This is a genomic window from Megasphaera sueciensis (assembly GCF_050219315.1).
Lineage (GTDB): Bacteria > Bacillota > Negativicutes > Veillonellales > Megasphaeraceae > Megasphaera_A > Megasphaera_A sueciensis.
The window spans coordinates 275,307-302,092 of the sequence record NZ_CP116939.1 but is presented as its reverse complement, the minus strand read 5'-3'; the positions used below and the strand labels follow the sequence as shown (position 1 = coordinate 302,092).

General features: G+C 41.5%; 32 protein-coding genes. 1 reads left to right on the top strand and 31 read right to left on the bottom strand.

Annotation, left to right across the window (positions count from 1 at the left end; genetic code table 11):
• Window positions 1-35: 35 nt before the first annotated feature.
• From fumC to NXG62_RS01355, 31 genes are all read right to left on the bottom strand, one after another.
• Window positions 36-1,433: a class II fumarate hydratase gene (gene fumC / locus NXG62_RS01505; RefSeq protein WP_427113288.1), complete on the bottom strand. Its 1,398-nt coding sequence runs from the start codon at window positions 1,431-1,433 to the stop codon at window positions 36-38.
• A gap of 68 nt (window positions 1,434-1,501) precedes the next feature.
• A complete protein-coding gene (purD, locus tag NXG62_RS01500; protein ID WP_427113287.1) occupies window positions 1,502-2,776 on the bottom strand; it encodes a phosphoribosylamine--glycine ligase in 1,275 nt (424 codons plus the stop codon).
• Between the two features lies 1 nt (window position 2,777).
• A complete protein-coding gene (locus NXG62_RS01495; RefSeq protein ID WP_427113286.1) occupies window positions 2,778-3,380 on the bottom strand; it encodes an IMP cyclohydrolase in 603 nt (200 codons plus the stop codon).
• Window positions 3,381-3,382: 2 nt separating this feature from the next.
• Window positions 3,383-4,006, bottom strand: coding sequence for a phosphoribosylglycinamide formyltransferase (gene purN, locus NXG62_RS01490; protein ID WP_427113285.1), 624 nt, complete (start codon window positions 4,004-4,006; stop codon window positions 3,383-3,385).
• A complete protein-coding gene (gene purM / locus NXG62_RS01485) occupies window positions 3,999-5,075 on the bottom strand; it encodes a phosphoribosylformylglycinamidine cyclo-ligase (protein WP_427113284.1) in 1,077 nt (358 codons plus the stop codon). Before purM ends, purN begins: the two co-directional genes overlap by 8 nt.
• Window positions 5,053-6,480 carry an amidophosphoribosyltransferase gene (gene purF, locus NXG62_RS01480; RefSeq protein WP_427113283.1) on the bottom strand — a complete coding sequence of 476 codons (1,428 nt, stop codon included), beginning with the start codon at window positions 6,478-6,480 and terminating at the stop codon, window positions 5,053-5,055. The genes purM and purF overlap by 23 nt, the downstream gene beginning before the upstream one ends.
• 15 nt (window positions 6,481-6,495) lie before the next feature.
• Complete coding sequence (purE, locus tag NXG62_RS01475; RefSeq protein WP_427113282.1) at window positions 6,496-6,990, bottom strand: 5-(carboxyamino)imidazole ribonucleotide mutase; 495 nt, start codon at window positions 6,988-6,990, stop codon at window positions 6,496-6,498.
• Window positions 6,991-7,227: 237 nt separating this feature from the next.
• Window positions 7,228-7,947, bottom strand: a complete 720-nt coding sequence (locus NXG62_RS01470; RefSeq protein WP_091649238.1) for an amino acid ABC transporter ATP-binding protein — start codon at window positions 7,945-7,947, stop codon at window positions 7,228-7,230.
• Entirely contained in the window at window positions 7,934-8,599 is a 666-nt protein-coding gene (locus NXG62_RS01465) for an amino acid ABC transporter permease (RefSeq protein ID WP_427113281.1), read from the bottom strand. The genes NXG62_RS01470 and NXG62_RS01465 overlap by 14 nt, the downstream gene beginning before the upstream one ends.
• 129 nt (window positions 8,600-8,728) lie before the next feature.
• Window positions 8,729-9,691, bottom strand: coding sequence for a 6-phosphofructokinase (pfkA, locus tag NXG62_RS01460; protein WP_427113280.1), 963 nt, complete (start codon window positions 9,689-9,691; stop codon window positions 8,729-8,731).
• Window positions 9,692-9,695: 4 nt separating this feature from the next.
• On the bottom strand, window positions 9,696-10,244 hold the full coding sequence (locus tag NXG62_RS01455; protein WP_427113279.1) for a shikimate kinase: 549 nt from the start codon (window positions 10,242-10,244) through the stop codon (window positions 9,696-9,698).
• A 184-nt stretch (window positions 10,245-10,428) separates the two neighbouring features.
• A complete protein-coding gene (locus NXG62_RS01450) occupies window positions 10,429-10,737 on the bottom strand; it encodes a hypothetical protein (RefSeq protein WP_427113278.1) in 309 nt (102 codons plus the stop codon).
• Between the two features lie 127 nt (window positions 10,738-10,864).
• Complete coding sequence (locus tag NXG62_RS01445) at window positions 10,865-11,410, bottom strand: hypothetical protein (RefSeq protein ID WP_427113277.1); 546 nt, start codon at window positions 11,408-11,410, stop codon at window positions 10,865-10,867.
• An 11-nt stretch (window positions 11,411-11,421) separates the two neighbouring features.
• On the bottom strand, window positions 11,422-12,102 hold the full coding sequence (locus NXG62_RS01440; RefSeq protein WP_427113276.1) for a hypothetical protein: 681 nt from the start codon (window positions 12,100-12,102) through the stop codon (window positions 11,422-11,424).
• A gap of 111 nt (window positions 12,103-12,213) precedes the next feature.
• Window positions 12,214-12,651 carry a hypothetical protein gene (locus tag NXG62_RS01435; RefSeq protein ID WP_427113275.1) on the bottom strand — a complete coding sequence of 146 codons (438 nt, stop codon included), beginning with the start codon at window positions 12,649-12,651 and terminating at the stop codon, window positions 12,214-12,216.
• On the bottom strand, window positions 12,641-13,198 hold the full coding sequence (locus NXG62_RS01430) for a pilus assembly FimT family protein (protein WP_427113274.1): 558 nt from the start codon (window positions 13,196-13,198) through the stop codon (window positions 12,641-12,643). The genes NXG62_RS01435 and NXG62_RS01430 overlap by 11 nt, the downstream gene beginning before the upstream one ends.
• Window positions 13,146-13,502 carry a hypothetical protein gene (locus NXG62_RS01425; RefSeq protein WP_427113273.1) on the bottom strand — a complete coding sequence of 119 codons (357 nt, stop codon included), beginning with the start codon at window positions 13,500-13,502 and terminating at the stop codon, window positions 13,146-13,148. Before NXG62_RS01425 ends, NXG62_RS01430 begins: the two co-directional genes overlap by 53 nt.
• Complete coding sequence (locus NXG62_RS01420; RefSeq protein WP_427113272.1) at window positions 13,495-13,950, bottom strand: pilus assembly FimT family protein; 456 nt, start codon at window positions 13,948-13,950, stop codon at window positions 13,495-13,497. The genes NXG62_RS01425 and NXG62_RS01420 overlap by 8 nt, the downstream gene beginning before the upstream one ends.
• Window positions 13,932-14,546 (bottom strand): prepilin peptidase, encoded by a 615-nt coding sequence (locus tag NXG62_RS01415; protein WP_427113271.1) that lies wholly within the window; start codon window positions 14,544-14,546, stop codon window positions 13,932-13,934. The genes NXG62_RS01420 and NXG62_RS01415 overlap by 19 nt, the downstream gene beginning before the upstream one ends.
• Window positions 14,547-14,561: 15 nt before the next feature.
• Window positions 14,562-14,960, bottom strand: coding sequence for a competence type IV pilus major pilin ComGC (locus NXG62_RS01410; RefSeq protein WP_427113270.1), 399 nt, complete (start codon window positions 14,958-14,960; stop codon window positions 14,562-14,564).
• Between the two features lie 25 nt (window positions 14,961-14,985).
• The gene (locus NXG62_RS01405; RefSeq protein ID WP_427113269.1) at window positions 14,986-16,185 is read right to left on the bottom strand and encodes a type II secretion system F family protein; all 1,200 of its coding nucleotides are present in this window, start codon (window positions 16,183-16,185) and stop codon (window positions 14,986-14,988) included.
• Entirely contained in the window at window positions 16,166-17,146 is a 981-nt protein-coding gene (locus tag NXG62_RS01400) for a type IV pilus twitching motility protein PilT (protein ID WP_427113268.1), read from the bottom strand. The genes NXG62_RS01405 and NXG62_RS01400 overlap by 20 nt, the downstream gene beginning before the upstream one ends.
• A gap of 9 nt (window positions 17,147-17,155) precedes the next feature.
• The gene (locus tag NXG62_RS01395) at window positions 17,156-18,310 is read right to left on the bottom strand and encodes a GspE/PulE family protein (RefSeq protein ID WP_427113267.1); all 1,155 of its coding nucleotides are present in this window, start codon (window positions 18,308-18,310) and stop codon (window positions 17,156-17,158) included.
• A gap of 210 nt (window positions 18,311-18,520) precedes the next feature.
• The gene (locus tag NXG62_RS01390; protein ID WP_427113266.1) at window positions 18,521-19,519 is read right to left on the bottom strand and encodes an electron transfer flavoprotein subunit alpha/FixB family protein; all 999 of its coding nucleotides are present in this window, start codon (window positions 19,517-19,519) and stop codon (window positions 18,521-18,523) included.
• Between the two features lie 13 nt (window positions 19,520-19,532).
• Window positions 19,533-20,318 (bottom strand): electron transfer flavoprotein subunit beta/FixA family protein, encoded by a 786-nt coding sequence (locus NXG62_RS01385; RefSeq protein ID WP_427113265.1) that lies wholly within the window; start codon window positions 20,316-20,318, stop codon window positions 19,533-19,535.
• 133 nt (window positions 20,319-20,451) lie between these two features.
• On the bottom strand, window positions 20,452-21,120 hold the full coding sequence (locus NXG62_RS01380; protein ID WP_427113264.1) for an RsiV family protein: 669 nt from the start codon (window positions 21,118-21,120) through the stop codon (window positions 20,452-20,454).
• 141 nt (window positions 21,121-21,261) lie between these two features.
• A complete protein-coding gene (gene radC, locus NXG62_RS01375) occupies window positions 21,262-21,951 on the bottom strand; it encodes a RadC family protein (RefSeq protein ID WP_427113263.1) in 690 nt (229 codons plus the stop codon).
• The gene (locus NXG62_RS01370) at window positions 21,951-22,508 is read right to left on the bottom strand and encodes a Maf family protein (protein WP_427113262.1); all 558 of its coding nucleotides are present in this window, start codon (window positions 22,506-22,508) and stop codon (window positions 21,951-21,953) included. The genes radC and NXG62_RS01370 overlap by 1 nt, the downstream gene beginning before the upstream one ends.
• Window positions 22,509-22,522: 14 nt before the next feature.
• Window positions 22,523-22,786 carry a DUF4321 domain-containing protein gene (locus tag NXG62_RS01365; protein ID WP_091649330.1) on the bottom strand — a complete coding sequence of 88 codons (264 nt, stop codon included), beginning with the start codon at window positions 22,784-22,786 and terminating at the stop codon, window positions 22,523-22,525.
• 179 nt (window positions 22,787-22,965) lie between these two features.
• Entirely contained in the window at window positions 22,966-24,663 is a 1,698-nt protein-coding gene (locus NXG62_RS01360) for a glutamine--tRNA ligase/YqeY domain fusion protein (protein ID WP_427113261.1), read from the bottom strand.
• A 72-nt stretch (window positions 24,664-24,735) separates the two neighbouring features.
• Window positions 24,736-25,725 carry a 2-hydroxyacid dehydrogenase gene (locus NXG62_RS01355; protein WP_427113260.1) on the bottom strand — a complete coding sequence of 330 codons (990 nt, stop codon included), beginning with the start codon at window positions 25,723-25,725 and terminating at the stop codon, window positions 24,736-24,738.
• Between the two features lie 136 nt (window positions 25,726-25,861).
• On the opposite strand from NXG62_RS01355, the gene NXG62_RS01350 reads away from it, so the two are divergent.
• Window positions 25,862-26,764 (top strand): fumarylacetoacetate hydrolase family protein, encoded by a 903-nt coding sequence (locus tag NXG62_RS01350; protein ID WP_427113259.1) that lies wholly within the window; start codon window positions 25,862-25,864, stop codon window positions 26,762-26,764.
• Window positions 26,765-26,786: the final 22 nt, after the last annotated feature.

Sequence of the window (26,786 nt, the reverse complement as noted above, 5' to 3'; positions counted from 1 at the left end):
CCTATTAAAGTAGTAAAGGAACATATTTTTTTCCTCTATTGATCGTCTTTTTTAATGCCTGCCAATTGCGATGGATTCATATGTGCATCAAATTCCTCTTGTGTAACCCAACCGGTAGCAACTGCCGATTCGCGCAGTGTCAATCCTTCTTTTGCTGCTTTTTTGGCAATAGAACAGGCTTTATCATATCCGACAAGCGGAACAAGTCCTGTAACTAATATCAGCGATTGATGCAGATTATAATCAATTTTTTTATAATTCGGCTGTATGCCTTTTACACAATGATCGTTAAAAGAATGCATGCAGTCACTTAAAAGCCGGATCGATTGGATCAGATTATAGGCTATAACCGGCATGAATACATTAAGCTGAAAGTTTCCCTGACTAGCGGCAATTCCCATAGTCGCATCATTTCCCATTACCTGGACCGCTGCCATCGTCACCGCTTCACACTGTGTCGGATTGACTTTGGACGGCATAATCGAACTTCCCGGTTCATTTTCAGGAATCGTGATTTCCCCAATGCCGCAGCGCGGACCGCTGGCCAGCCAGCGGACATCATTGGCAATTTTCATTAGATCCGCCGCTAACGCTTTAAGCATGCCGTGCACTACAACAAGTTCATCTTTACTGGAAAGAGAGTGAAATTTATTAGGTGCCGTGTGAAACTCTTCTCCTGTAAGACGGCTGATTTGTTCCGCTACCTTATAGTCAAACCCTTCCGGACAATTAATACCTGTTCCGACAGCTGTTCCTCCCATACCCAGATCACGCAAGAAATCAATGCCCAATGTAATCATTTCCTTATTTCTTGAAATCATGCGGGTCCAGCCGGAAAATTCTTGTCCCAATGTCAGCGGAGTTGCATCTTGCAAATGTGTACGTCCTATTTTCACAATATCTTTGTATTCTTCCGATTTAGCCTGCAATGTCGCATACAATGCATCCATAGCAGGAAACAATTGTTGTTTAATCAGTAATACACCGGCTACATGAAGCGCTGTAGGAAAAATATCATTGGAACTTTGGGAATGATTGACATGGTCGTTGGGATGAATTTTAATTTTTTTCCCTTTCGACTGCAACAGCTGCATCGCACGGTGTGCTACTACTTCATTTACATTCATATTAAATTGTGTTCCACTGCCTGTCATCCATACAGAAAGCGGGAAATGATCGTCTAATTTATGCATCTGCACTTCATCACAAGCAGCGATAATGGCATTCGCCCGATCCGTATCAATCTCTCCTAATTCTTCATTAACCACAGCGGCTGCTTTTTTTAAATAGCCGAAAACACCTACCATTTCCAACGGAATTTTTTCCGTTCCAATACGAAAGTTTTCAAAACTGCGCTGTGTCTGCGCTCCCCACAATTTATCCGACGGTACTTTGATTTCACCCATTGAATCTTTTTCAATCCGATATTCCATGTATATCCCTCCTGTAATAAAAGCTGCCTCATATGATAGAAGGCAGCTCTCATAGCTTATAATCGTATTTACTTTAAGTGCCGCAACCCTTTAGCCCCTATATCTTTTCTGTATTGCATACCGCAAAAAGATATATGTTCCACATTTGCATATGCTTTCCGAATGGCCATCGGCAAGGTTTCTGCTACCGCTGTCACACCAAGAACACGGCCGCCGTTTGTTTGAAATGCAGCATCCCGCTTTACCGTTCCAGAGTGGAATACAACAACATTTTCTTTCTCTACGTTTCCAAGACCGGAAATGATATCCCCTTTATGAGAAGAGGCTGGATATCCTTTGGATGCCATGATAACACAGCAAGAAAATGCATTTTTCCATTTTACCATGGACGGTTCGAGTTTTCCCTTTGCGCAGGCATACATAATATCTGCTAAATCACTATCCAACAACGGTAATACAGCCTGTGTTTCCGGATCACCGAAACGGCAGTTGAATTCAACAACCTTAGGCCCTTCTGCCGTTATCATAAGTCCGGCATATAAACAGCCCTTATATGTGATGCCTTCCTGCGCCAAGCCTTGTACCACGGGATTCAGGATTTTTTGCTCCACTTCTTTTTGCAATTTTGCGGTCAATACCGGTGCCGGAGCATACGCTCCCATACCACCCGTATTAGGACCCTTGTCCTTATCAAAAATACGTTTATGGTCTTGTGCGGCAATCATAGGTACGATCGTTTTCCCATCAACAAAGGCAAGAAGACTAGCTTCTTCTCCTATCATGCATTCTTCAATGACAATTTTTCCGCCGGCTTCGCCAAAAACTCTATCTTCCATAATCGCATTAACAGCATCCACCGCTTCTTTTACGGTTGATGCGACTACTACACCTTTGCCAGCAGCCAATCCATCGGCTTTAACAACAATCGGAGCACCTTGTTCCCGGATATATTCCTTGGCATCTTCGCCATGTTCAAAAGAAGCATACGCCGCTGTCGGAACATGGTATTTTTTCATAAGATCCTTAGCAAATACCTTAGACCCTTCCAATTGGGCCGCATCCTTGTTAGGACCGAATACAGCAATCCCGGCTTGTTCACAAATATCTGTCAATCCCTGCGTCAAAGGGACTTCGGGACCCACCACCACCATATCAACATGCTGCATTTTGCAATAATCCGTAATCCCATTAAGATCTGATACCTGAATCGGCACACAAATAGCCATATTCTCCATGACAGCACTACCGGGAATAGCATATAGTTCTTCTACTTTGGGACTTTGTGCCAATTTCCATACGAGTGTATGTTCACGACCCCCGCTGCCAATAACCGCTACCTTCATATTATGCCTCCTTCTTGCCAATCTGCTTGGCAAGATATGCAGCGATTGCGGTGTCATAAACAGCCGTATGATGAAATGCTTCCTGTGCTAGTTCCAGTCGATATTCATCCGTAAATTCTCCATTCTTTTTAAGAAGGGAGATAATTTCATCATATTTTTCCGGATTTGTAACAATAGCTACATATTTATTATTTTTGGCCGAAGCACGAACCATGCAAGGACCGCCTATATCAATATTTTCAATGGCTTCAGCAAGGGTAACTCCCGGTTTAGCAATCGTTTGCTGAAAAGGATACAAATTGACAACAACAAGATCAATACCAACAATGCCATGTTCCTTCATAGCCTGTACATGATCCGGATTATCACGGATTGCCAAGATGCCTCCATGAATTTTAGGATGCAGCGTTTTAACACGCCCCCCCATCATTTCCGGAAAACCCGTAACGTCCTGAACCGCCATAACCGGAACACCTGCTTCTTTGAGAGCATGCATGGTACCTCCTGTGGAAATAATCTCAATTCCCATATCGGCCAAAGCTTTGCCTAATGCAACAACTCCTGTTTTATCTGATACGCTTACAAGCGCGCGTTTTACCTTCATTGTCATATCGCTCCTTTGTCTATTGCTCCACGTACTACCCGCCCGTTAATTTCGAGCTTGTCTTCACAAAACAGTGCTACGGCCTTTACAAAAGTAGGATGTTCCACTGTAAGTATACGCGCCGCCAATGTATCTGCCGTATCATCTTCCATAACCGGAACAACCGTCTGCGCAATAATGGGACCGGCATCCATATCCGCTTCTACAAAATGCACGGTACAGCCTGCCACTTTGACTCCTGCCTCTACAGCTTGACGTTGTGCATGAAGTCCCTTAAAGGACGGAAGCAGTGCCGGATGAATATTAATAATGCGATTTTCGTAATGAGAAATAAAACGTCCGCTCAAAAGACGCATAAAACCGGCCAGTGCTATCAAATCAGGCTGATACGGTTTAATTTGGTCTAGTATAAAATCTTCAAATTCCTCTTTGGAAGAAAATTGCTTACGATCGGCAATAATTGCAGGAATATTCCATTTTTCAGCTTTTTCCAACACAGGCGCATCAGGAATATCACTGACAAGAACAACGATTTCAGCATTAATTTTACCCGCTTTGATTGCATCGTAAAGTGCTTCAGCATTTGATCCGCGGCCAGAAGCAAAAATAGCCATACGCTTAGTCATCGAAAGCGCCTCCCCGCAACCGAACCGGAACATCGGATTCCACAACAGTGCCGATATAATATGCCTTTTCATTACGTTTTGCCAAATCAGCCATTACCGCATCGGCATCTTCCTTTGCAACCATCATGATCATGCCGATACCCATGTTAAAGGTGCGATACATTTCACGGTCATCCACACCGCCCCACTTTTGAAGCAGTCCAAAAATAGGAAGCTGCGGCCAAGCTGTCACATCAATTTCCACACCCAGTTTTTTCCCCTTAGGGAAAACGCGGGGAATATTTTCATAGAAACCGCCGCCAGTAATATGCACCATACCTTTTACATCGAAATTACGGATAATCGGCAAACATGGTTTCGGATACAACCGGGTAGGTGTAAGCAGGCATTCTCCAAGCGGCATATGAAGTTCATCCATATATTCCTGCAAATCTAATTTTTGGCGGTCAAAAACAATTTTACGAACCAGAGAAAATCCATTGGAATGAATACCCGTCGAAGGAAGCCCGATAAGGACATCACCCGCTGTCAGCTTTTCACCGGTAATAAGTTTGCTGCGATCGACAATACCGACGCCAAATCCAGCCAAATCATAGTCATCTTTGGCATAAAATCCAGCCATTTCAGCGGTTTCACCGCCTAAAAGTGCACAACCTGATTCTTCACATGCCTGTGCAACTCCCTTGACGATAGCCGCTACCTGGACCGGATCAAGCTTACCGACAGCAATGTAATCAAGAAAGAATAGAGGTTCCGCCCCCTGTACAAGCACATCGTTAATCGACATGGCTACACAGTCCTGTCCTACCGTATCATGCTTATTCATCATAATGGCCAGACGAAGCTTAGTTCCTACACCATCCGTGCCGCTTACGAGAACAGGTTGCTTCAGTCCAAATTCACATAGAGAAAAAAGACCGCCAAATCCGCCAAGATCACCCAGAACCTCCGGACGATATGTCGCTTTTACAGAGTCTTTCATCAATTCCACAGCCTTATTTCCGGCATCAATATCTACACCAGCATCAGCATAGGTCAAACCTTTATCACTTGTTGACTTCGAGAGCATATTTTTCTCCTTTCTCGTTCGCCGCCGGAATGTCCGTCGGATAGTCATTATTAAAGCAGGCCAGACACATATCCTCCCGCGGAATGTCGGGAATGGCCCGGCAAAGCCCTTCTATAGAAATAAAATGGAGTCGGTCAACACCTATAAACTTGCGTATTTCTTCTACACTGAGCGTCGCGGCAATAAGTTCTTTGCGCACTGATGTATCAATGCCGTAAAAGCAAGGATACATGATAGGCGGTGCAGACACACACATATTTACTTCTTTCGCACCTGCTTCACGCAGCAATTTACAGATAATGCCGCTGGTCGTACCTCGGACAATGGAATCATCCACCATCACGATGCGTTTTCCCTTTACAACCGATTTGACGACATTTAATTTCATCCGTACAGCGAGTTCCCGCTGCTTTTGATTCGGTTTAATAAAGGTACGCCCCATATACCGATTCTTGATAAGTCCGTGATTAAAAGGAATCCCCGATTCCATAGCATATCCGATAGCTGCTGTATTGCCGCTGTCCGGGACAGAAATAACAAGATCCGCATCATACTGTGTTTCTTTAGCCATTTCACGTCCCATCGCAAGACGTGCCTGATATACATCTTGTCCGTCAATAACACTATCGGGACGAGCAAAGTAAATATATTCAAAAGAACAAATTTGTTTGCGATCCGCTTTGGCAAAAAACGTAGATGTAATACCGCTTTCTGTAATGGATACCATTTCTCCGGGCTGAACATCCCGTACAAAAGAAGCTCCGATGGCATCAAGGCCGCAAGTTTCCGACGAAAGCACCCAGCCTCCGTTAGTTGTCCGGCCTATGCAGAGCGGACGGAATCCATAAGGATCACGCACGCCAAATAATTTATCCTTGGTCATAATAACAAGTGCATATGCACCTTGAATACGGTTCATGCTTTCCATGATTTGTTCTTCTACTGTATCTTTACGACTGCGGCTAATCAAATTGACAATAATTTCACTATCCATTGTCGTCTGAAACGTAGCGCCCCCATCGTCTAACTCCGTACGCAAGGTACGCGTATTCGTCAAATTTCCATTATGTGCCAGCGCAACCTGTCCTTTAGAAGTATAGACAGTAAGAGGTTGGATATTAGCCGGATTATTAGACCCTGTCGTCGAATAGCGGACATGGCCGATACCGATGTGTCCTTCAACCTCAGGAACTCCATCAGCAAAAACATTACTTACCAATCCCATACCGCGAAATGTTTTGATGCCGTCATCCGTGGAAACAGCAATCCCACCGCTTTCTTGTCCGCGATGCTGTAAAGCAAATAACCCCCAGTATACATACCGGGGAATATCCATACTTTTATCTAAAATCCCCAGTACACCACATTCTTCATGCCGTTTGTCCCAAATCGGATCGTATAACATGTGCCCCTCCTGTTATTAATTACTTTCTAAAGACTCTTGTAATTTTTTATTTTTAGCAATAACCTGTGCTGCCATATCTTCGCGATACGTTTTATATTTTGCAGCTAAGGTCGGATCATTGGCAGCTCCAATCTGAATAGCGAATAATGCTGCATTTTTTGCACCGTTAATAGCCATAGTTGCCACAGGCATGCCGGATGGCATTTGCACAATAGCCAGTAACGCGTCCATTCCTTTCAAGCTTGTCGCATCAATAGGTACTCCTATGACAGGTAAAGTCGTAAAACTGGCAATGACTCCCGGCAAATGCGCGGCAGCACCTGCTCCGGCTATAATACAGCTGAGTCCGCGTTCCCTTGCACCCGCCGAAAAGTCTTTAACTACCGCCGGTGTACGATGCGCCGAAGCTAACAGTACTTCACATGCAACATCAAATTCCTTGAACACATTCAAGGCTTTTTTCATAATGGGAAAATCTGAATCGCTTCCCATAACCAATCCGACTTTCAAAACAATCCCTCCTTAGAAAATAAAAAACCCAAAAGTGACACAAATCACCCTTGGGAACGTATTCATCTAGATAGACTGCCAGTGCATGAATTTATAAACCGCATATCTCCAGTCCATAAACATATATTCATGCCTGCATCTCCCCGTTGATGTATTAATTCATTGAATACACATAAATTGTATCAAAAACAATAAGCAGTGTCAATGTAAAAGGCACCCGAAAGGGTGCCAATATACCTACAATATTTTTGATAAAAATAATTTTGTCCGTTCCTCCTGTGGATGAAAGAACAAATCGTCCGGTTTTCCTTCTTCCATAATAACGCCTTCATCAATAAATAAAACACGATCTGCCACTTCCCTGGCAAATCCCATTTCATGTGTCACAATAGCCATCGCCATGCCTTCTTTAGCCAGGTCTTTAATAACATCAAGAACTTCACGGACCATTTCCGGATCCAAAGCAGATGTCGGTTCATCAAACAACATGAATTTAGGTTTCATAGCCAGCGCTCTGGCAATCGCCACACGCTGCTGCTGTCCACCGGACAACATTTCAGGATATGCATCTTTTTTATCTTCAAGACCCACTTTCTGCAACAGCTGAATCGCCGATTCTTCCGCTTCTTTCCGCGAAATATGGCGGGTCTTGATAGGAGACAGTGTAATATTATTAAGAACCGTCATATGCGGGAATAAATTAAACCGTTGGAACACCATCCCTACTTCCATACGTATGGCATTAATACTTTTAGTATCATTCATACTGAGCCCATCGACAGAAATCTCGCCGGAAGTCGGTGGTTCCAAATAATTTATACAACGAAGTATCGTACTTTTTCCCGAACCGGAAGGACCAATAATAACAACCACTTCTTTATCGTGAATCGTCAGATTAATACCTTTGAGAACCTGGAGGGAACCAAAATTTTTTCTCAAATCCTTAATTTCTATCATCGGTTGCAAACCTCCGTTCCAAATAACTCACTAAACGGGCAATACCAAAGGTCATAACAAGATAAATTGCAGCAACAGTGATCCATATTTCAAAGGATCCGTATGTTTTGGCAATAATAAGCTGCCCGCGGCGCGTCAATTCTTCGAAGCCAATTACCGATACCAGTGATGTTTCCTTCGTCATAGAAATAAATTCATTTCCTAGCGGTGGAATAACGTGTTTGAAAGCCTGCGGCAGAATAACGTACTGCATCGTCTGTCCCCAAGATAACCCCAGAGACCGTCCAGCTTCCATTTGTCCTTTATCAACCGATTGAATACCTGCACGGAAAATTTCTGAAACGTAAGCCCCGCTGTTGATAGAACAAGCAGCAACGGCAGCAACAAAAGGATCAATACGCTGTCCGACAATCATAGGAAGTGCAAAGTAAATCAGGAAAATCTGAACCAGCATAGGTGTACCGCGAATAATATTGACGTAGGATACAGCGATAAATTGAACAATTTTTACCCCTGATAACCTGCAAATACTAACAAACAAACCAAGCAAAAAGCCGATACTTACGGCAATAGCCGTAATCTCAATTGTAACAAGAGCACCTCCCAGCAAAAGTGGCAGAGATTGCACAATTAGATTAAAATCAAAGCTCATGAACAACACTCCTCATATAAATGAAAAAGTCCAACAAACAACATTTCTATTATAAATACATTATTATACAATGTCAATTAATATATTTACATTACCAAGCCCCGCTGCCGGATATACACATTTATATAGTTATTTTCCCAGTTGATGCAGTAAGTTATACATATTATCATCAATTGAAAAATGCATTCTGTCTGTTTCCGTGTAAGGTGTAGCTACCAGCCGATTCTGTAAAAGTCCGATAACTACATTAACGGTACCTTGGCACAAGCAGTCTACGGCTTTTTGTGCAAAAAGGCCTGCCAATATGGCATCTAATGCCGTCGGAGCCCCTCCGCGCTGCACATATCCAAGAACGGTTAAGCTAGGTTCCAAATACGTGTGTTCCTTAATATAAGATACCACATCAGAACCACTCATAGCACCTTCCGCAACAATAACAATGCTGCTGAGTTTTTTATGCTTATGCGATTCATACAGCCGATTGCAAAGATCTTCCAACGACACATTATGTTCCGGCACGAGAACAGCTTCTGCTCCGGAGGCCATTCCAGCGTGAAGAGCAATAAAACCAGCATGGCGTCCCATAACTTCCACGACGGCTACCCGTTCATGAGAATAAGCAGTATCTCTGATTTTATTAACGGACTGCAATACTGTATTTACAGCTGTATCAAATCCCAGAGTGTACTCTGTACCAGGCATGTCATTATCAATTGTACCGGGAATAGTTATAGTCGGCATACCCAATCGGCTTAAGCATTGCGCTCCTTTCATGGATCCGTCGCCGCCAACAACAATAAGAGCTTCTATCTCCCTTGAACGAAGAAAATCGACAGCCTGCCGCTGTGCATCTTCATGAATAAAGGATTCACAGCGGGCAGTCCGCAACATAGTTCCTCCCCGGTGAATGATTTCTCCAACAGAACGCTGATCCAGCAAAATACTTTCCTGACGAAGCAGTCCTTCATATCCGCGTAAAATACCTTCAACAGCAATTCCCTTATCTAATGCATACCGTGTAACGCCGCGGATAGCCGGATTCATACCGGGTGCATCACCGCCGCTTGTTAATATTCCTAATTTAGTAATCATCACTTCATTCCTCCTTCGGTACACGGGATGCAAATACAATTTCATCCGCTTTTATTTTTTCAATAATTTTATCCACAATCTGTCCTGCACTGAAAGTTGTTGTATCCACCACAAAATCACAATACGGATAAATTTCCTGCCATTCCCCCATCATCTTCATGACAAATTCATGCAAGTGATCATAATCTACGGTCGGGCGTTTGCCAACATGACGCCCAACCCGCTCTTCCACACGAAAAGGCTCGGATTGCAAAGCTACAATATACCCAAAACGATGCAAAACACGGTACAATTCCAAACTCATAGGAAAATTACCGCCAAAAGATATAATTGCCTCATGATAACGGCTTACCTGCTGCAATACATTTAATTCGCGTTCACGAAAAGCCGCCTCACCTTGCTCTGCGTAAAATTCGGCAATGCTTTTTCCGACAAATCGTTCAATACGACGATCCGTATCTACAAATTGCCATTGGAGACGTGCTGCAAGCTTGCGGCCTATATGGCTCTTGCCACTCCCCATCATTCCCACAAGGACTATATTCCGTTTCACTGCCGTCCCTCCTTCATATCTAACGTTACGTTCTTGAATTTCCCTTTATCTCTATACTGCTTTTATACTTAATATTATAATTATAGCAAATTTTCTCTTATAATTACATCATTAAAACGCTTTTTTCTGCTTCCCTATGATCTGGTTGAATAAAAGCAGAAAAAAGCGTCATGTATTTATCTTTTTATACCCCGCTTAAAATATATGCGGTCATTTTTATTTTTAAATTATCCTGTCCTGTTTCTACAGATTGAAGTTCTATTCTAATACAAGGAGCTTCTTTTTCTACTGCATTTAAAAAATATATAAGGCTGTAATAAGTCCCCTCCAATACTATATCATAAAAATATGAACGATCTTCCTTTACACGAATAGTTTCGAGATAGAGACCATATTTTTCAGCTTCTCTCTGCAAAACATTTAGCGGCGGCTCTTTTTGAACGGTATAATTACTTGTCCACGCTGCATCATTTACTTCCGTATATGACATCATCCCAGCTGAATTTTCCAAACTTTGTATTGTTTTTCTCCATAGACACCTTGTGTTGTACCAATAAAAGCACCGCCACATAAATCCTACATTCGTTAAAAATAAAACCAAACAAAGGACCGTTATACATTTATATTTTGTTATTTTCAGGTTTAAATATACCATCAGCTATCTCCATTTCTAAATCAAAAGCAATGGACTTAGGTTCTTTATGATTTATTCTGGTAACAGAAACAGCCGTAAATAGTGCTGTCTTCTGAAGTTTTTTCTGCCAGCCTTGTACCTGCGGCACTTGCAGTGCAACAGCATTAACACAAAGTTTTTTTTGACGAATTTGCAAGGACCGGACTTCTATATCATGCGGTTTCGTATCAGCCAGACAAACCAGTACGGATGTCCAAGGGGATATGGCAGCGCTATTTTTTTGTATGCCGGAAACCTCCCGTGTGATTTGCTCACAAATCCGGTTATTCTGTATAATCCAAGTTTGAACAGGCTGCAACTGATCCGTATAATATATTTTTTGTCTATCAACTTGTGCAGAAAATATAGTACCGGCAACAGCAAAACAAAAAGCGGATACCGACATAATACTAAATATCAAAAAAAGCACATCGTGTTTTATCTGCTTCCAGCGACAACAGCGTTCTTCCTGAGGAAGTAAATTAAAATGCATATCACTTCCTCCTATAATAATGGCAAAAAGAACGCTGTTGGATACTGTAAATGGTAATCAGATATTTTTTTTTGACAATCTTTCTGTATATAAGGCAAATTCCATTGTTCTTTTATTCTCACCAAAGGCCGATACAACATATCTTGTTCCCCATTATCCTCAATCCATTGTAAAAATTCTCCGGGAATACCATCATGCCACCGATACGCATTAAGTATTCCCCGGTCATATACGCAAATATGAGTACCTGCTTCAGCTTGACAATATAACGTGCCTGACAAATCACTATAAAATCGGCTTAAAAGACTTGGCATCGTATCTATCCTATCAACTATATTTTCTTCCTGTCTAAATGCTATGCAAAAAGCCATTATTAAATCATACGGATAAACAGCTGCCATCCAATAATGATTTATTCCATCTGTTGCAGTCCCGCTATAAGCAACATCAAAAATCTTTCTCTCATTATCATTGACAATTTCATCCCATTCCATAGCGGATAAAGCTGCCGCATGTTTTTTCGAAGGAATCTGAATACGCTTCAGTAATAATTTATCTCCTCCCAATATAATGGTAATGTAACAATGTTGTACTTTATATGATTTACATAATTGAGAAATAACTATACTAATTTTTTCACTATTTTTAAACCAGTCGGGACTACTGCATGGAAATACATCTACTTCTGTCATAACGCAGCGTCCATGCCAATTTCTATAATACGATATCATGTAAATCGAATTTTCAGACGGCATAATAATAATTCTTTTTCTATGGAACAATATCACAATTTTCACACTTCCTTAATATGATATATTTCGTATAGTCAATACAGGTCTCTTGTCTTCCATTACTTCAATGTCATAAGTTAAAGAACAGGTTCTGCTTACCATTGTTCTTTTTACCGTGCCAACAGCTGTAACGGTTCCCCGATACGGTTTTTGTCTTTTCTCCGTTACATAACGGACCCGCATCATTTGTCCGTCATCCGTAAGATGATATGGATCCTCCCATGTTTTTTCCCGTCTGTTAGGAATATCTTGCCAGTCCATTAATTGTAATTCCTCCCAGCTCTGTACAAGTGCAGACTCTGCCAAATACGCTGCAGTCACCATATCCCAATACCGGCAAGCCTGCTGTAGATACAAATGAGACAGATAAGAAGTCGTAATGGCAAGAAATACGACGATAAGCCCTAACCACAGTATAAAGAATGTAATAAAACCATTTTTATTCTGCATCGTTCTTTGCGCCTTTCCCATACTGTGCTGTCAAAGGAACAACAGATATAAAGCAAGGCCATTCTTGATTACTTTTACGATGACGTAATAGTAATGCAACTCGTATGGTTTGTCCCTGTGAAGAAAAGAAAGGGGTACGCTGTGACGAAACTATATAAATATCCTGCCATTGCCCCATTCCACTATTACCGGTAAGAGGCTGTCGTGTATTATCTTCAAGAATGCGAAATAGTATCCCGTTTTGTACGGTAAACCCTGTCGCCAGACCAGCAGGACTTGTAAATCGCACGGTATTATTTGTAACGGCAATATCTCTAGCAAACCGCAGCCCCACATAGAGTGTTTCGTCAATACTGCTTCCCTGATGATACAACTCCTCATAAACAGCCTGCAAATAGTAGCTACGAAATAGTTGCGCTGATGCCGTTAAAAAAGCAGTTAATATGACAGAAATCAATAAAACAGCAAGTATCAATTCCAGCATAATGAATCCGTTATTTTGTATTTTTTCTACGTTCCAACCTTTTGAAACGATATTCTTGTTCATCTGGACATCTCACCCATATTTCATGCAGACAGTACGTGTCATCAATACTACGGCAGTACCCTTTTATATCATATATATTCCCATGTTGTTCAAACCTTTTTTCAAAAAAGGTTTGACCGTCATCCAGACTTCGCATTTCTTCCATGCCAAGACGACCATACATAGCCATGGTTTGTATGCCTCGAGCGGTTTGATACGTAACAATGGTTTTAGATAAAAGCACCAACGAAGGTACAAATAAAGTCACACCCAGTACTACAGCAATAAGACAATCCGAAAGAATATATCCGTTTTTTTTATTCAACGCGTATTCGTCCTGTCTGAGCGGCAATAATAATCCGTCTTTCATACCGGTCATCTGCTGAACGAACTGTGATCCGCATATTTTTTCCTTTAGGCCTTCCTTGTACATCAAATCGAAAATCCTTTCTTGATTCTTCGATAGGAATATATACTCTATCTGAAAAAGGTCGTTTTTTATAAATGATATACCCATTTTGTACAATACGATACTCTTGATCGCGTACAGATAAACACCAATCATCCATCCCCCCCAAGCCGTTTCCTATCGCCTGTTGGCGAAGCTGGTGCAAATCCATAATGATTTCCCGCGTCATAGCATCTACAGCATAATATTGCCGATGCCAGGATAGAGCAGGTACTCCCAGAAACAGCAACGTCATAAGAATACTTATGGCAATAAGCAATTCTATAAGAAGGTATCCGTTATTTTTTATGTGAAAAAAAGCCATTCTATACATTCTCCGCCCATCACAGAAGCACACCACCATCCCATCAGCAGATACGGTCCAAAAGGTATCCTGTTGGTTCGACGAAATCGTCGGTAAATAAAGGTTCCAGCTGCAGCTGAAAAAAAAGCGGCGACAGTCATAATATAAGCAGATTGACCAGGACAGCCCAAGCAAAGAGCTGCAGCTAATTTTATATCGCCGCTTCCTATTCCTTTCGGAAAAAACAAATATACTCCCAAGTAGAAAAACAAACTAATAGCACAAACCATAGTATTTATGATTATATGCTGCCCTGCCAACATAAACCCGTCAATAATCAACAACAGCATAATCGGTTCATCAGGAATCCAGCAGCAACTCCAGTCTGTTGTAATAATAACAGCAGCGCTTATAGAAAAACCGGCAGCAGCTAAAAAAGACGGCCAAGAATAACACCACAGCGGGATTGTCATAAAAAAAAGGATAACGATACCCGCTAGTATTACATAAAAAATTTTGCTCTGCCGGCATTCTTCCGGCAGATAATGAATGAGTACATAATAAATAGGAATATATATCAGACCGCCTATTATTCCAGCAATGCTGCAGATCCACATAACGTCTATCACCTGTCAGCTTTTAACGGCTTCCGTATTGGATTTCGAATCATATGCAGTTCCTTCATATACAGCGGACACAACACCGTCTTCATCTATCAAATACGCCGTACCATCAGGAACTTTAGGCAAAAATTGCAGATAGGTTTTGCCATTTGTTTTGGCAGCAAGTATTTCCACTGTTTCAGGAAATTTGCCGTTTTCTGCTTCATATAAAGCAGCCGCAGTACTAATAGTACGAATATCTGTCTGAATTTTTGCAATTTTAGCTGTTTTCCCTGCGGAAGTAAATTTCGGTACAGCCACAGTTGCCAACACCAACATAATAGATACGCAAATCAAAAGCTCTAAGAGTGAAAATCCATTTTTCAAAGGTTTTTTTTGCTTAAATTTTGTCGAAATTGATACCAGCATACGTGTATCTCCCTTCAAACGTTACTTACTTTACCATAAAAGTAACCGCATCCAAAAGCGGCAGTAAAAGGCATAGTATAATCCCACCGACAATAATACCCGTAATCAAAAGAATAGTTGGTTCCAAAAGCTTTTTGCCACGCTTTAACATGACATGCAACCGCCATTCATAGTACCCGGAAATAGCTTGCAGGACTTCTTCATAGTTGCCTGTTGTTTCTCCCACAAGCAACATTGTTTCAATATATGCCGTGCCTGACTTACTGATTTGTACCGCCCGACTGAATGACATTCCGCTTTCCAAATACCGTATTATACTATTTATTTTTTTTTTAAACCAAATTACAGATATAACAGCAGCCGCATCATAAAGTGCCGACAGCAGCGGCATCCCTCCGGCAAGCTGTACCGCTAAAATACGGCTGAATCGTGCCCAGCATCCAATAATGCAAATTCGGCGCAACACGTCAATCTGCATTATATATTCTTCTAACATCACACGATACCGCTGCTGCCGTACCCCAGCGATACTACCCACTATAAAAATAATCACGGTAAAAAAACATCGTTCCGGATAGTAGCACAACTGATGCTGCACTGACAGTAATGCCTGTGCCGGTACCGGTAACGGAACATCCATTTGCTGAAACATCGTTTCAAATACAGGCAAAATGTAAAATACCGCACAAAACAACATTAATACTGTACAAATAATAAGAAACGCCGGATATACTAAGACATTGATCAGCTCTTGTTTTTGTTTTCCTGCTTTCTCATAATATTCCCCTAAGAGATGCAGCATTTTATCCATGTTGCCAGAATGCTCACCTGCTTTAATGATATTGCAAGCGAGTACAGGAAACAATCCAGACTGCTCCATAGCTGCCGAGGGATTCATTCCCCCTTCCATCAGCTGCGCTGCTGTTTCCATCTTTACAGCACATTTCTTCGGCATATCACACTGGACCAGCCGCCATCCTTGTACAAAAGTAATTCCTGTTGCTGTCATGACAGCTAATTGTTGAAACAATACTGCCAATTTAGAAGACGTAAGCCGCTCTTGTTTCTGTAAGAGGGTAAAAACAGAGCTTCTTTTTCGAAATTCCAAAATGTACAAGGATTGGCGAGCCGCAGTCCTGCGTGCTTCCTGTTCAGAAACAGCATATAGCGTTCTTTCTAATCGTCGTCCCGATGAATCAATAAGACTAACAATAAACTTTTTCATAATTTTTTTTACCGTAAAGCGCTAATGCTTGTTCCATTGTACGCATGCCGTAAGCAGCACCCGTCTGAAGAACGGATTCTAATTGATACTCACGTCCTGTCCGAATAAGTTGGGCAACCGCCGTTGTCTGAAATAACACTTCTCTTGCTACATGAGTCCCCGAATCATCACAAAAACGCTGTTGTGCCAATACCGCTTGCAGCACCATCGATAATCGGCATCGCAATTCTTCCTGTCTAGCAGCAGGAACCGCTCCTACAATTCTGGATATCGTCTGTGCCGCAGAGTTTGTATGAAGAGTAGAAAACACAAGATGGCCTGTTTCCGCGGCTGTAAGAGCTGCTTCCATTGTAACTCCGTCACGCATTTCTCCAACAAGAAGCACATCTGGATCTTGCCTCAAAGACTGCCGAACACCATCTTGAAAGGTTAAAAAATGTTTTCCCAATTCCCGCTGTGAAATCAACGCTTTCTTCCCTGGAAGAATATATTCTATAGGATCTTCCAGGGTAATAATATGGCATCGTCTGCTATTGTTCAGATATTCCATAATACGCCATAACGTAGTAGTTTTCCCACTCGCCGTAGGTCCCGTAATAAGAACTAGTCCATGTTTCATCTGACTGATATGTTCCAGAATAACTGCATCTTTATCAGGCGGCAGCCACTGCAAAGGATACAGCAAACGAAGTGCGGCATGATACCCCGCATGTTCAGGGAAAATATTGACACGACACCGAATACCATCCTGTAAGTCAACGGCCAGAGAAAGTTCACCGCACACCGGTAAGTTACAGCCATATGCATTCAACCAGGAAGAAAGATCACATGACTCCGCAACTTCCCCTTCCAACGGGAAAAGTTCCATACCTGTACGCAATAAAGGCAGCTTATGTTCTTGTAAATGTACGTCTGTAGCTTTTTTTTCAATTGCCGCTGCAATAATAGTCATGATATCCATGAAGAATCCTCACTCGTCATACATACGTTGAATTTCTGCCCAATCGGTCATTCCTTTTGCCAGTGCTTCTTCGACAGACTGTTTCATAAACCAAGCACCATCAGCTTTTGCCGCGTCCCGCAAGATCTCTGCGTTATCGGAATTACGGATCTGCTTCCGCATATGCCTTCCCACCGGCACGACTTCACAGAGACAAATACGCCCGGTATAACCAGTATGAAAACAATGCGTACATCCCACATGTCTATATCGTCCTTGTCTCTGTTCTTCAGCAGCGGGCACGCAACAGTGACGACAAATCTTACGCACCAACTTCTGTGAAATGATACCCACTAAGGCTTCACTTAACAAATATTTTTCAATACCCATGTCAGCCAAGCGTATCGGTGCCTCTACGGCGCTGGAAGTATGAAGGGTAGAAAACACAAGATGACCGGTTAATGCTGCTCGAACTGCAATTTCTGCAGTTTCTCGATCCCGCATCTCCCCAATAACAAGAATATCTGGATCTTGTCGCAAGAGTGCACGCAGGCCATTGTGAAACAAAAGACCTCCTTTAGGATTAATTTGACTTTGGCTCACTCCCTGTAATTGATATTCGACAGGATCTTCCATTGTTGCAATGCTAACTGCCGGACTTAATAATTCTCGCAGCATAGCATACAGAGTTGTTGTTTTTCCACTGTTAGTCGAACCGCTGATTAACAACAATCCTTTACTGTTACGAGATAACCGTCTCAGCATAGGCACCACACTTTCTCCTAATCCCAATGTATCCAGGTCTAAATGGACACGATTAGCATCCAGAAGACGGATTACCGTTTTTTCACCCCGGACAGTAGGCATCGTACTGACACGCATGTCAATGGATCGGTCATCCGTCTGCCAAATCATCCTGCCATCCTGAGGCAGCCGTTTATTAGCAATATCCAAAGAACTCATAATTTTTACGCGGGCAGTTATTTTTTCAAGCATATGACTCGGTAGTTCTCCTGCCTGAAATAATACTCCATCAAAACGAAAACGAATACGTACACAATGATCCATAGGTTCAATATGAATATCGCTTACACCTGCCTGAACAGCATGACCTAATACAGAATCCACTATATTCTGTGCATTTGTTTCCGAAGAAAGGGGCAGTTGCCAATGAACCTCCTCCATCTCGTCACCTCCAAGCATATTCCAGTACTACAAGACAAATCATAGCATATGCATCGTTACAACATGGGTAATATAATTATACTTTAATCTCAAATTTCCCAGTTATAAGTTTATCTTAAGCATTCTCTAATTATGCTTTAATAAAGATATTGATGCAGGCAACAAAAAAAGATGCCTCAGAATACTATCTGAGACATCTTTTTTCCATTCTTATTTTAATTTTTCCAACTCTTCTTTAATAATCGGCATCGCATTAAATAAATCTCCTACAATCCCGTAATGAGCAAATTTAAAAATGGGTGCATCCGGATCCTTATTAACGGCAATGATAAGACCTGCCTCTTTAATACCCAGCTGATGTTGAATAGCACCTGAAATACCAAGTGCGATGTATATTTTAGGAGCAATTTTCTTGCCCGTAATGCCAACCTGCAATTCATAAGGTGCCCAACCGTTATCAACAAGGGGTTTAGATACACCCAATGCAGCTCCAATAGAAGCAGCAAATTCTGTCACTTTTTTCAAACCTGCTTCATCCCCTACACCTCGGCCAGCACCCACCACAATATCTGCTGTTTCAAGACTGAATTCTTTTTCTTCCGGAGGTGTAGACACAAAATCTGTTACTTTTTGCATGACCTGCCGGCCTGACAAATCAACAGTTTCTTTTATAATTTTACCTGTACGTTGTCCATCAAATGAATTGCCGTGAAAAATTTTATCGCTGATAGTAGCCAGCTGGGGTCGCGTTGTTGTAAGAATCTTAACAAAAAGCTTACCTGTATAAGCCGGACGAATCCAAGTAACAGCGTCTCCCTCTCCTTCATAACGGGCATCAATGCAATCAGCCACAAGGCCTAAATTTAGCATAGCGGACAACCGTCCGCCTATATCACGCCCATTATGCGAAGCTCCTATAAGAATTACATTGGGTTCATATTTTTGTATCATGCCGGTCATAGCTTCAGCATAAAAATCAGCATTAAAATCCTTCAATGACGGATTTTCTACAACAACAGCAACATCAGCACCATACCCAATAACACATTTTGAAGCGCTTTCAATGTCGTCTCCAATAAGAACTGCTGTTAGAGGAACTTTCCGGCTATCGGCAAGTTCTCTTCCTTTTCCAAGTAATTCCTGACTTACCTGACTTGGTTTACCATTACTAAGTTCAATATATACCCATACGCTATTTTTCATTTCCATAGAACACACCTCCTTATATTGCCTTTTCCGAAGCCAGTATTTCTATAAGCTTATGTATTGCCTGCGCTTCATCATCACCGTTGATGATGATTCCCGCCGCATGCGGTTCTGGTGCAAACAACTCGGTAACCTCTGTAGCCGAACCGGCAGTACCAGCTTCTTCGGGACTTAGCCCCAGATCTTCCAATCTCCATACTTCAAAAACGGCTTTTTTAGCCATCATTTTCCCTCGGATGTTAGCCGAGCGAGGTGTGTTTGCAGTTTCCGTAACAGAACAAACTGCCGGCAACTGTGCTTCCACAGTTTCAAGTCCATCATTATTTTTCCGTGTTGCTTTAAGAACATTACCTTCCACAGTAACGGATTCAGCATACGTAATAAGGGACATTCCCAAACGTTGTGCAACTGCCGGGGGTATTTGTCCCGTATCGCCATCGGTAGAATGCTTGCCTGTTAAAACCAAATCTACGTTACCAATTTTTTCAACAGCCTTTGCCAATATTTTTCCAGTTGCCAATGTATCTGAACCGGCCATGCGTTCATCTGATACAAGAACACCTGCGTTTGCTCCCATGGCAATTCCATCCCGCATGCCTTCGCCTGCCAAGGCAGTTCCCATCGTAATAAGTGTAATGGTCCCACCGACAGACTCTCTGACAGCTAAAGCTGCTTCAATAGCATGAACATCCACCGGATTTAACATAGACGGTGCTCCGACACGGACCAAATTTTTATCCTTCGCATCAATTTTGATATCAGAAATAGCCGGTACCTGTTTTACTAATACAACAATATTCATATTTCAAACCTCCTTTGCATCTTTCCGTTATAGCTTATTTAACTCATATATCTATTATGCCACATATCAGCCCATTTATCAACTAATAGTAATTATTATTTATTAAAATATATATTTTTTTACGCTTTTATCCCTATTTTGCTGTTTTTTCCATGTCAATATCGATAATACCCACAACATACGGTGCTATTTCATATTGTCCAAAAAGAAAATGAATATGACTTTCAGCATCTAAATAATAATTATTGGGAAGATTTTTTAATCCTTTAAAATCATTGTAAAAATAATGTTTCTGACCATACTCGCTAGATAAAAGTTTAGCGTTAACTGCTTCCAACGTAAAATATTTTTCGTCCTCCGGGCGAACTATTTGCTGCCAACTTAATCTTTTTCCTGTCTGCAAATCAAAAGTCGCACCAACACATCCGCTGGAAGGATGCGCTGCATGATCAACATACACATATGTTTGTTCCAGAATAGATAAATATTTTCCATCATTTAGCTTAACTGCAAATTTTCTATCCATGGTACGTTTCACTTGGCTGTCTTTACCGGTTGTAAATACTTTGACATATCGATCTACATTATGAGAAAAATAATACGAAATTTTTTGTCCTGCAAAAACATTATCCCTCGTTTTTACAATGGGATATTGTAAAGTATACACACTCATGCCATCAGAGTTTTCCATCGTTGTCTTTTGATTCACCGTGATTATATCAGCCGGAGTTACTCGGGCTGCAGCAAAACCAAACGTCATAAGGCACACACAGACAGATAGTAAAAATTTTTTTTTCATCATGTTTAACGCCTCCTCGAACAAATATATTATTTCTTATTATAGCAATAGATACAGAAAAAATGCAAAATAGAAGTTTTATAAAAAACGGAGGCTGTCCTGCATCAAAAACAGCACCCAAAAAGCTGAGTGCTGTCTAACTATTTATATGTATCCCCGTTCGCAAAGACTAACAAATGTGCCATCACCAATAATGATATGATCAAGAACGGGAATTTCCATGACCCTTCCAGCTTCTGATATGCGCTGTGTCACAGTAATATCCTCGCGGCTTGGCTCTGGATCACCGGATGGATGATTATGCAGCAGAATAACAGCCGCTGCATTATATCGTATTGCATATCGAAACACATCCCTTGATTTAGCCAGAGATGCGTTAATCGTACCAACCGTCAGTGTTTGAAACGATATAAGCTGGTTTTTCGTAGATAAATATGCCGCTGCAAATTGTTCCTGCGGCAAAACTCTCATATCCTCCATGACATAATCAGCAATAGCTTGCGGAGAACTGAAATCAGGCGAACTTTGTTTGGCCCGCTGCCGGGAAATTCGTTTCCCTAATTCAATAGCCGCACAAACAGTAACCGCTTTATCAACACCTAATCCACGAACAGTACATAAATCACTAATACTCGTCTCTCCCAAATAATACAAATTTTCATTGGGAAGTAAACGCAAAACATCACGTGAAATATCTAACACAGAATGTCCCTTTATACCCGTCCGCAATAAGATTGCTAATAAATCCTGATCGGTTACGGCCCTCGGACCTTGTCTCATAAATTTTTCCCGTGGTTTTTCACATAGAACCATATGTCTTACATCTACGGTCATTAAGTCACCTTTGCCTTCTTAAGCATTTTGTAGACTTGTGACAAGGGGAGACCCACAACATTCGTATAGGAGCCATTTATTTTATCAACAAAAGCAGCAGCTTTTCCTTGTATACCGTAGGCTCCAGCCTTATCCATCGGTTCTCCCGTCGCAACGTACCGCTCTATTTCTCTGTCTCCTAACTTACGGAACCAAACCTTTGTTTCTACAACCTGCATATATTCCTTATCACTGCAAGCCAATGTTACTCCCGTATATACAGAATGTTTTTTCCCGGACAATTCATGCAGCATACGGATAGCTTCCTTATCATTCCGCGGTTTTCCTAATATAGTTCCGTTAACAGCCACTACCGTATCTGCGCCTAGCACCCACTGTCCGGGAAATTTTCCAGCAACATCTCGTGCCTTGCCAGCAGCTTGTGCCAATACATATTTTTCAGGATTTTTCTTTTTAGGGGACTGCTCATTATATGAGCTGGGATTCACCATATAGGCTATTCCGATCTGTGCCAATAATTCACGGCGTCTAGGTGAACCAGATGCTAAAATCAACACGTCAATCACTCCCATCAAAGACGTCGAAAGATAAATACGGCAAGCAGTATGCCCAATAGGCTTAGTATATTAGGTGCAAAACGAATGCCGAATTTGAGTTCCAATACATAGAGATTCAAGTCTACATTTTGAATATTAAAAATTTCATAGTGTTGTGATAACATGGGCATAAGGCTGCCAAAGCTGATCTGAGATAATAATTCACCCAGAATACCTCCCAGGATACCTCCAATGACCAGAAACAAAATAAACATTCCTACGCCATGAGCTCCAATCATTTTCAAAAAAATCATCCCCTCTTACAGGTACTTTGTGTACTATATCATTATACAGTTTAGTCATACTGGCCGCAACTGAAAGACGAAAAAGAACCGGTTTTCTAAGAAAATTCTAAGAATTTTCTTAGCCGGTCCATTTTTTTTATACCAGTTTAATCAAATTTTTATATAGTTATCATCTATCTTTTTTTCTGCATTTTCGCCCAAGTATCCCGCAAACCTACAATACGATTAACAACAATATGCGTTGCTGTTGTATCTGAATCAATGACAAAGTATCCCTGCCGCAGAAATTGAAAATGATCACCGATTTCAGCATCTTTGATGCATGCTTCCGCTTTACTATGATATACATCCAAACTGTGCGGATTAATTTTAGAAAGAAAATCCTTGTTATCTGATATGCTGTCTTCCTCTTCTTCCGGTGTTTCATCAGTCAAGAGATAGTCATACAATCGTGTTTCCACATCAACTGCATCAGCAGTCGATACCCAATGCAGCGTTCCTTTTACCTTGCGATTTGCATGCACCCCGCTGCCGCTCTTACTTTCCGGGTCATACATACAGTGGAGTTCCAGTATATTTCCCTCCGCGTCTTTAATAACTTCCTCACATTGAATGATATACGCATATTTTAAACGAACTTCTCTGCCAGGGGCAAGACGGAAAAATTTTCTTACCGGTTCCTCCATAAAATCTTGCCGGTCAATATACAGTTCTTTACTGAAATGGATCGTACGCAGCCCCATTTCTTCATTTTCCTGATTATTTTCGGCCGTCAGATCTTCTACCAAATCATCGGGATAATTTGTAATAACCACTTTAATCGGATCTATAACTGTCATAATGCGAGGCGCCTTAAGTTTTAAATCTTCACGAATACAATATTCCAAAAGAGAAATATCTACCATACTGTCCGCTTTAGCTACCCCAATGCGTTCACAAAAATCACGAATAGATTCCGGCGTATAACCACGACGGCGTATACCCGAAATGGTCGGCATGCGAGGGTCATCCCAACCGCTGACGATTCCTTTTTCCACGAGCGTGCGCAATTTGCGTTTGCTTGTAATCATCTTTGTTACATTGAGTCTGGCAAACTCGATTTGGCGAGGTTTTTGTCCTTCTGGATCGTCCCAATCTTCCAACACCCAGTTATATAAGGGGCGATGATCTTCGAATTCAAGTGTACAGATAGAATGTGTAATACGTTCTATCGCGTCAGATACGGGATGAGCAAAATCATACATAGGATAAATGCACCAAGCATTGCCGGTACGGTGATGTTCGGCATGCACAATCCGGTAAATAACCGGATCACGAAGATTAATATTAGGACTGGCCATATCAATTTTTGCACGCAGTACTTTTTCCCCATCAGCGTATTTTCCAGCCTTCATTTCTTCAAATAATTTTATATTTTCTTCTACACTGCGGTCCCGATACGGACTTTCCTTGCCAGGCTTAGAAAAAGTACCGCGGTATTCATGGATTTGTTCCCCTGTCAAATCATCCACATACGCTTTTCCCAGCTTAATAAGTTTTACAGCATATGCATACAACTTATCAAAATAATCGGAGGCATAAAACATGCGATCATCCCAAGTAAACCCCAGCCATTTTACATCTTCTTTAATAGAATCGACGTATTCTATGTCTTCCTTGGCCGGATTAGTATCATCAAAACGAAGATTTGTCAAACCACCGTATTTTTTGGCTATCCCAAAATTAAGGCATATTGACTTTGCATGCCCTATATGCAGATATCCGTTCGGTTCCGGCGGAAAACGCGTATGTACCCTTTTCTCATACGTATTCGCCTCATTATCTTCGTCAATGAAATTTTCGATAAAGTTTTTTGTGATTTCGTTGTCCATGGAACGCCCTCTCCTCTTTCTTGCTATGATACTTTATTGTAGCATAAATATGCCGGTCAAACTAGTAACTACTTAAGAATTAGAACTATAATTTACTTTCTCGTTCACACACGCCTCCAATGATTTTCCTGCAAGGCCTTTCAATAAATTGCGTGCTGCCAATTCGGCCATATCAATTCGTGTCCGTTCCGTAAGACTGCCAATATGCGGAAATACTAATGCATTAGGCAACGCCAGCAGTGGATGCTCCGCTGGCAAGGGTTCCGGTTCAGATACATCAAGAGCCGCTTTTGCGATTTGTCCTGTTTGCAACGCAGTTATTAAATCCGAGGTGTTAACAACGCCCCCTCGTGCAATATTAACAAAAATAGCTGTTTTTTTCATTTTCTTAAACCAATTCATATCAATTACATGCCGTGTTTCATCGGTAAGAGGCACGGCGGCAACCAACACATCAGAACGACGCAAAAGTTCATCAATCGTAACATATTCCGTACACCGTATGGGATCATCCGTTCTAGGATGACGATTATGATAAATAATCGTCATCCCGCAGGCACGTGCCCGTCGAGATAACGATATCCCGATAGCCCCCATTCCCAAAATCCCCATAGTACGCCGTGATAAGTCCATACCAAAAACAGGGTACTGACCCTCCATCCACTTCCCATCCAGCACAAATTGATGCGCTGGAATAAGGTCACGAGCAGCGCATAAAGTAATTGCCATTGCCAGTTCGGCCACCGTTTCCGTAAGAACTCCGGGAGTATGTCCCACTGGAATACCATATGACGTTGCCGCCGCAATATCTACTTCATTATATCCGGTTTGCGGAAGTGTTATCACTTTCAATTTTTTTGCTTGTGCCAGTACTTTCGCCGTTACCGGTGATCCTTCGCCGGCTACAAGTCCATCCGCTTCGCTGATCCATTGTGCTAAGAGATTTTCTGATATCTGTTCGGGATACTTCCATTGCCGGATAATCTCGCAGTACGGCGCAATTATTTCTAAAAAACGAGGATGTATATAATTTGCAGCTATTACAATTTTATATTTTTTCATGTCCAATCTCTCCTTTCGTTCATACGAAAGTATTGTACCACAATCTCCTTTATTGCGACACCATGATTTGCTATATCATATATGGTATAATAAAAATTATATAATTAAATACAAAGCAACAAAAGGAGGCCAATCTATGAATATGAAAAAATTATTAACCTTTGAAGATATGGGACTCGTCCAGTGGGGAGTTCTTAATGAAGAGGAAACAGGCGTATATAGTGCAATTGCTTTGGAAGAAGGTTTTTTTACGCCGCTTCCAGAAACACTTCTGGAATTCATCCGGCAAGGGAATGACGGATTATTAGCTCTTGCAGATGCCTTAGAGCAAAATGAAAAAGAAGGTGCCATAGAAGCAAAACTCCTTGATACGATTCGTATTCTTGCTCCCATTCCTCATGTAGAACGCAACATTTTCTGCATTGGTAAAAATTACACCGAACATATCGTAGAATTCGATAAAACAACCAACCCTACCATTCCAAAATACCCCATTATTTTTACAAAAGCGACCTCCAGTGTCATTGGTCCGGAAGACTTGATCAATCCACATAAAAATGTAACGGCAGAACTTGATTATGAAGGAGAATTGGCTGTTATCATCGGCAAAAGCGATTGTGACATCCCCATAAGTGAGGCAATGGATTATGTATATGGTTTTACTATTCTCAATGACGTTACCGCTCGTGACTTGCAACGTAATCATAGTCAATGGTTCCATGGCAAAAGTCTGGATACATTTTGTCCCATGGGTCCTTATATCTTGCTTCGTGATGCGGCCCCAGATACCTTTGATGTGATAACCAAAGTAAATAACGAAGTTCGTCAAGACGGTTCAACCGGAGAATTCATATTTACAATCTCTCAGTTGATCACAACTATTTCACAAGGTACGACCTTACAAGCCGGTGATATCATTGCCACCGGGACACCTTCAGGCGTCGGTGCAGGCTTTAACCCTCCCCGCTATCTCCATTCGGGAGACTGCGTAGAAATCTCAATTTCAGGTATCGGGACATTAAAAAATAAAATTAAATAGCCGCTATTAAAAACACCATTCA

Bases quoted from the DNA above. Each gene is read 5' to 3' on its own strand.
- NXG62_RS01385 (WP_427113265.1), bottom strand. From the start codon at position 20,318: ATGAATATTGTTGTATTAGTAAAACAGGTACCGGCTATTTCTGATATC.
- NXG62_RS01445 (WP_427113277.1), bottom strand. From the start codon at position 11,410: ATGCATTTTAATTTACTTCCTCAGGAAGAACGCTGTTGTCGCTGGAAG.
- NXG62_RS01495 (WP_427113286.1), bottom strand. From the start codon at position 3,380: ATGAAGGTAAAACGCGCGCTTGTAAGCGTATCAGATAAAACAGGAGTT.
- NXG62_RS01395 (WP_427113267.1), bottom strand. From the start codon at position 18,310: ATGGAGGAGGTTCATTGGCAACTGCCCCTTTCTTCGGAAACAAATGCA.
- radC (WP_427113263.1), bottom strand. From the start codon at position 21,951: ATGACCGTAGATGTAAGACATATGGTTCTATGTGAAAAACCACGGGAA.
- NXG62_RS01470 (WP_091649238.1), bottom strand. From the start codon at position 7,947: ATGATAGAAATTAAGGATTTGAGAAAAAATTTTGGTTCCCTCCAGGTT.
- pfkA (WP_427113280.1), bottom strand. From the start codon at position 9,691: ATGATTACTAAATTAGGAATATTAACAAGCGGCGGTGATGCACCCGGT.
- fumC (WP_427113288.1), bottom strand. From the start codon at position 1,433: ATGGAATATCGGATTGAAAAAGATTCAATGGGTGAAATCAAAGTACCG.
- purM (WP_427113284.1), bottom strand. From the start codon at position 5,075: ATGCTCTCGAAGTCAACAAGTGATAAAGGTTTGACCTATGCTGATGCT.
- NXG62_RS01420 (WP_427113272.1), bottom strand. From the start codon at position 13,950: ATGGCTTTTTTTCACATAAAAAATAACGGATACCTTCTTATAGAATTG.
- NXG62_RS01360 (WP_427113261.1), bottom strand. From the start codon at position 24,663: ATGGACAACGAAATCACAAAAAACTTTATCGAAAATTTCATTGACGAA.
- NXG62_RS01430 (WP_427113274.1), bottom strand. From the start codon at position 13,198: ATGAACAAGAATATCGTTTCAAAAGGTTGGAACGTAGAAAAAATACAA.
- purD (WP_427113287.1), bottom strand. From the start codon at position 2,776: ATGAAGGTAGCGGTTATTGGCAGCGGGGGTCGTGAACATACACTCGTA.
- NXG62_RS01380 (WP_427113264.1), bottom strand. From the start codon at position 21,120: ATGATGAAAAAAAAATTTTTACTATCTGTCTGTGTGTGCCTTATGACG.
- NXG62_RS01450 (WP_427113278.1), bottom strand. From the start codon at position 10,737: ATGATGTCATATACGGAAGTAAATGATGCAGCGTGGACAAGTAATTAT.
- NXG62_RS01415 (WP_427113271.1), bottom strand. From the start codon at position 14,546: ATGTGGATCTGCAGCATTGCTGGAATAATAGGCGGTCTGATATATATT.
- purN (WP_427113285.1), bottom strand. From the start codon at position 4,006: ATGACTAAGCGTATGGCTATTTTTGCTTCTGGCCGCGGATCAAATGCT.
- NXG62_RS01410 (WP_427113270.1), bottom strand. From the start codon at position 14,960: ATGCTGGTATCAATTTCGACAAAATTTAAGCAAAAAAAACCTTTGAAA.
- purF (WP_427113283.1), bottom strand. From the start codon at position 6,480: ATGTTATACGATCCGATTTGGGACAAACGGCATGAAGAATGTGGTGTA.
- NXG62_RS01365 (WP_091649330.1), bottom strand. From the start codon at position 22,786: ATGATTGGAGCTCATGGCGTAGGAATGTTTATTTTGTTTCTGGTCATT.
- NXG62_RS01440 (WP_427113276.1), bottom strand. From the start codon at position 12,102: ATGACAGAAGTAGATGTATTTCCATGCAGTAGTCCCGACTGGTTTAAA.
- NXG62_RS01390 (WP_427113266.1), bottom strand. From the start codon at position 19,519: ATGGAAATGAAAAATAGCGTATGGGTATATATTGAACTTAGTAATGGT.
- NXG62_RS01350 (WP_427113259.1), top strand. From the start codon at position 25,862: ATGAATATGAAAAAATTATTAACCTTTGAAGATATGGGACTCGTCCAG.
- NXG62_RS01400 (WP_427113268.1), bottom strand. From the start codon at position 17,146: ATGGATATCATGACTATTATTGCAGCGGCAATTGAAAAAAAAGCTACA.
- NXG62_RS01355 (WP_427113260.1), bottom strand. From the start codon at position 25,725: ATGAAAAAATATAAAATTGTAATAGCTGCAAATTATATACATCCTCGT.
- NXG62_RS01435 (WP_427113275.1), bottom strand. From the start codon at position 12,651: ATGCAGAATAAAAATGGTTTTATTACATTCTTTATACTGTGGTTAGGG.
- NXG62_RS01405 (WP_427113269.1), bottom strand. From the start codon at position 16,185: ATGAAAAAGTTTATTGTTAGTCTTATTGATTCATCGGGACGACGATTA.
- NXG62_RS01465 (WP_427113281.1), bottom strand. From the start codon at position 8,599: ATGAGCTTTGATTTTAATCTAATTGTGCAATCTCTGCCACTTTTGCTG.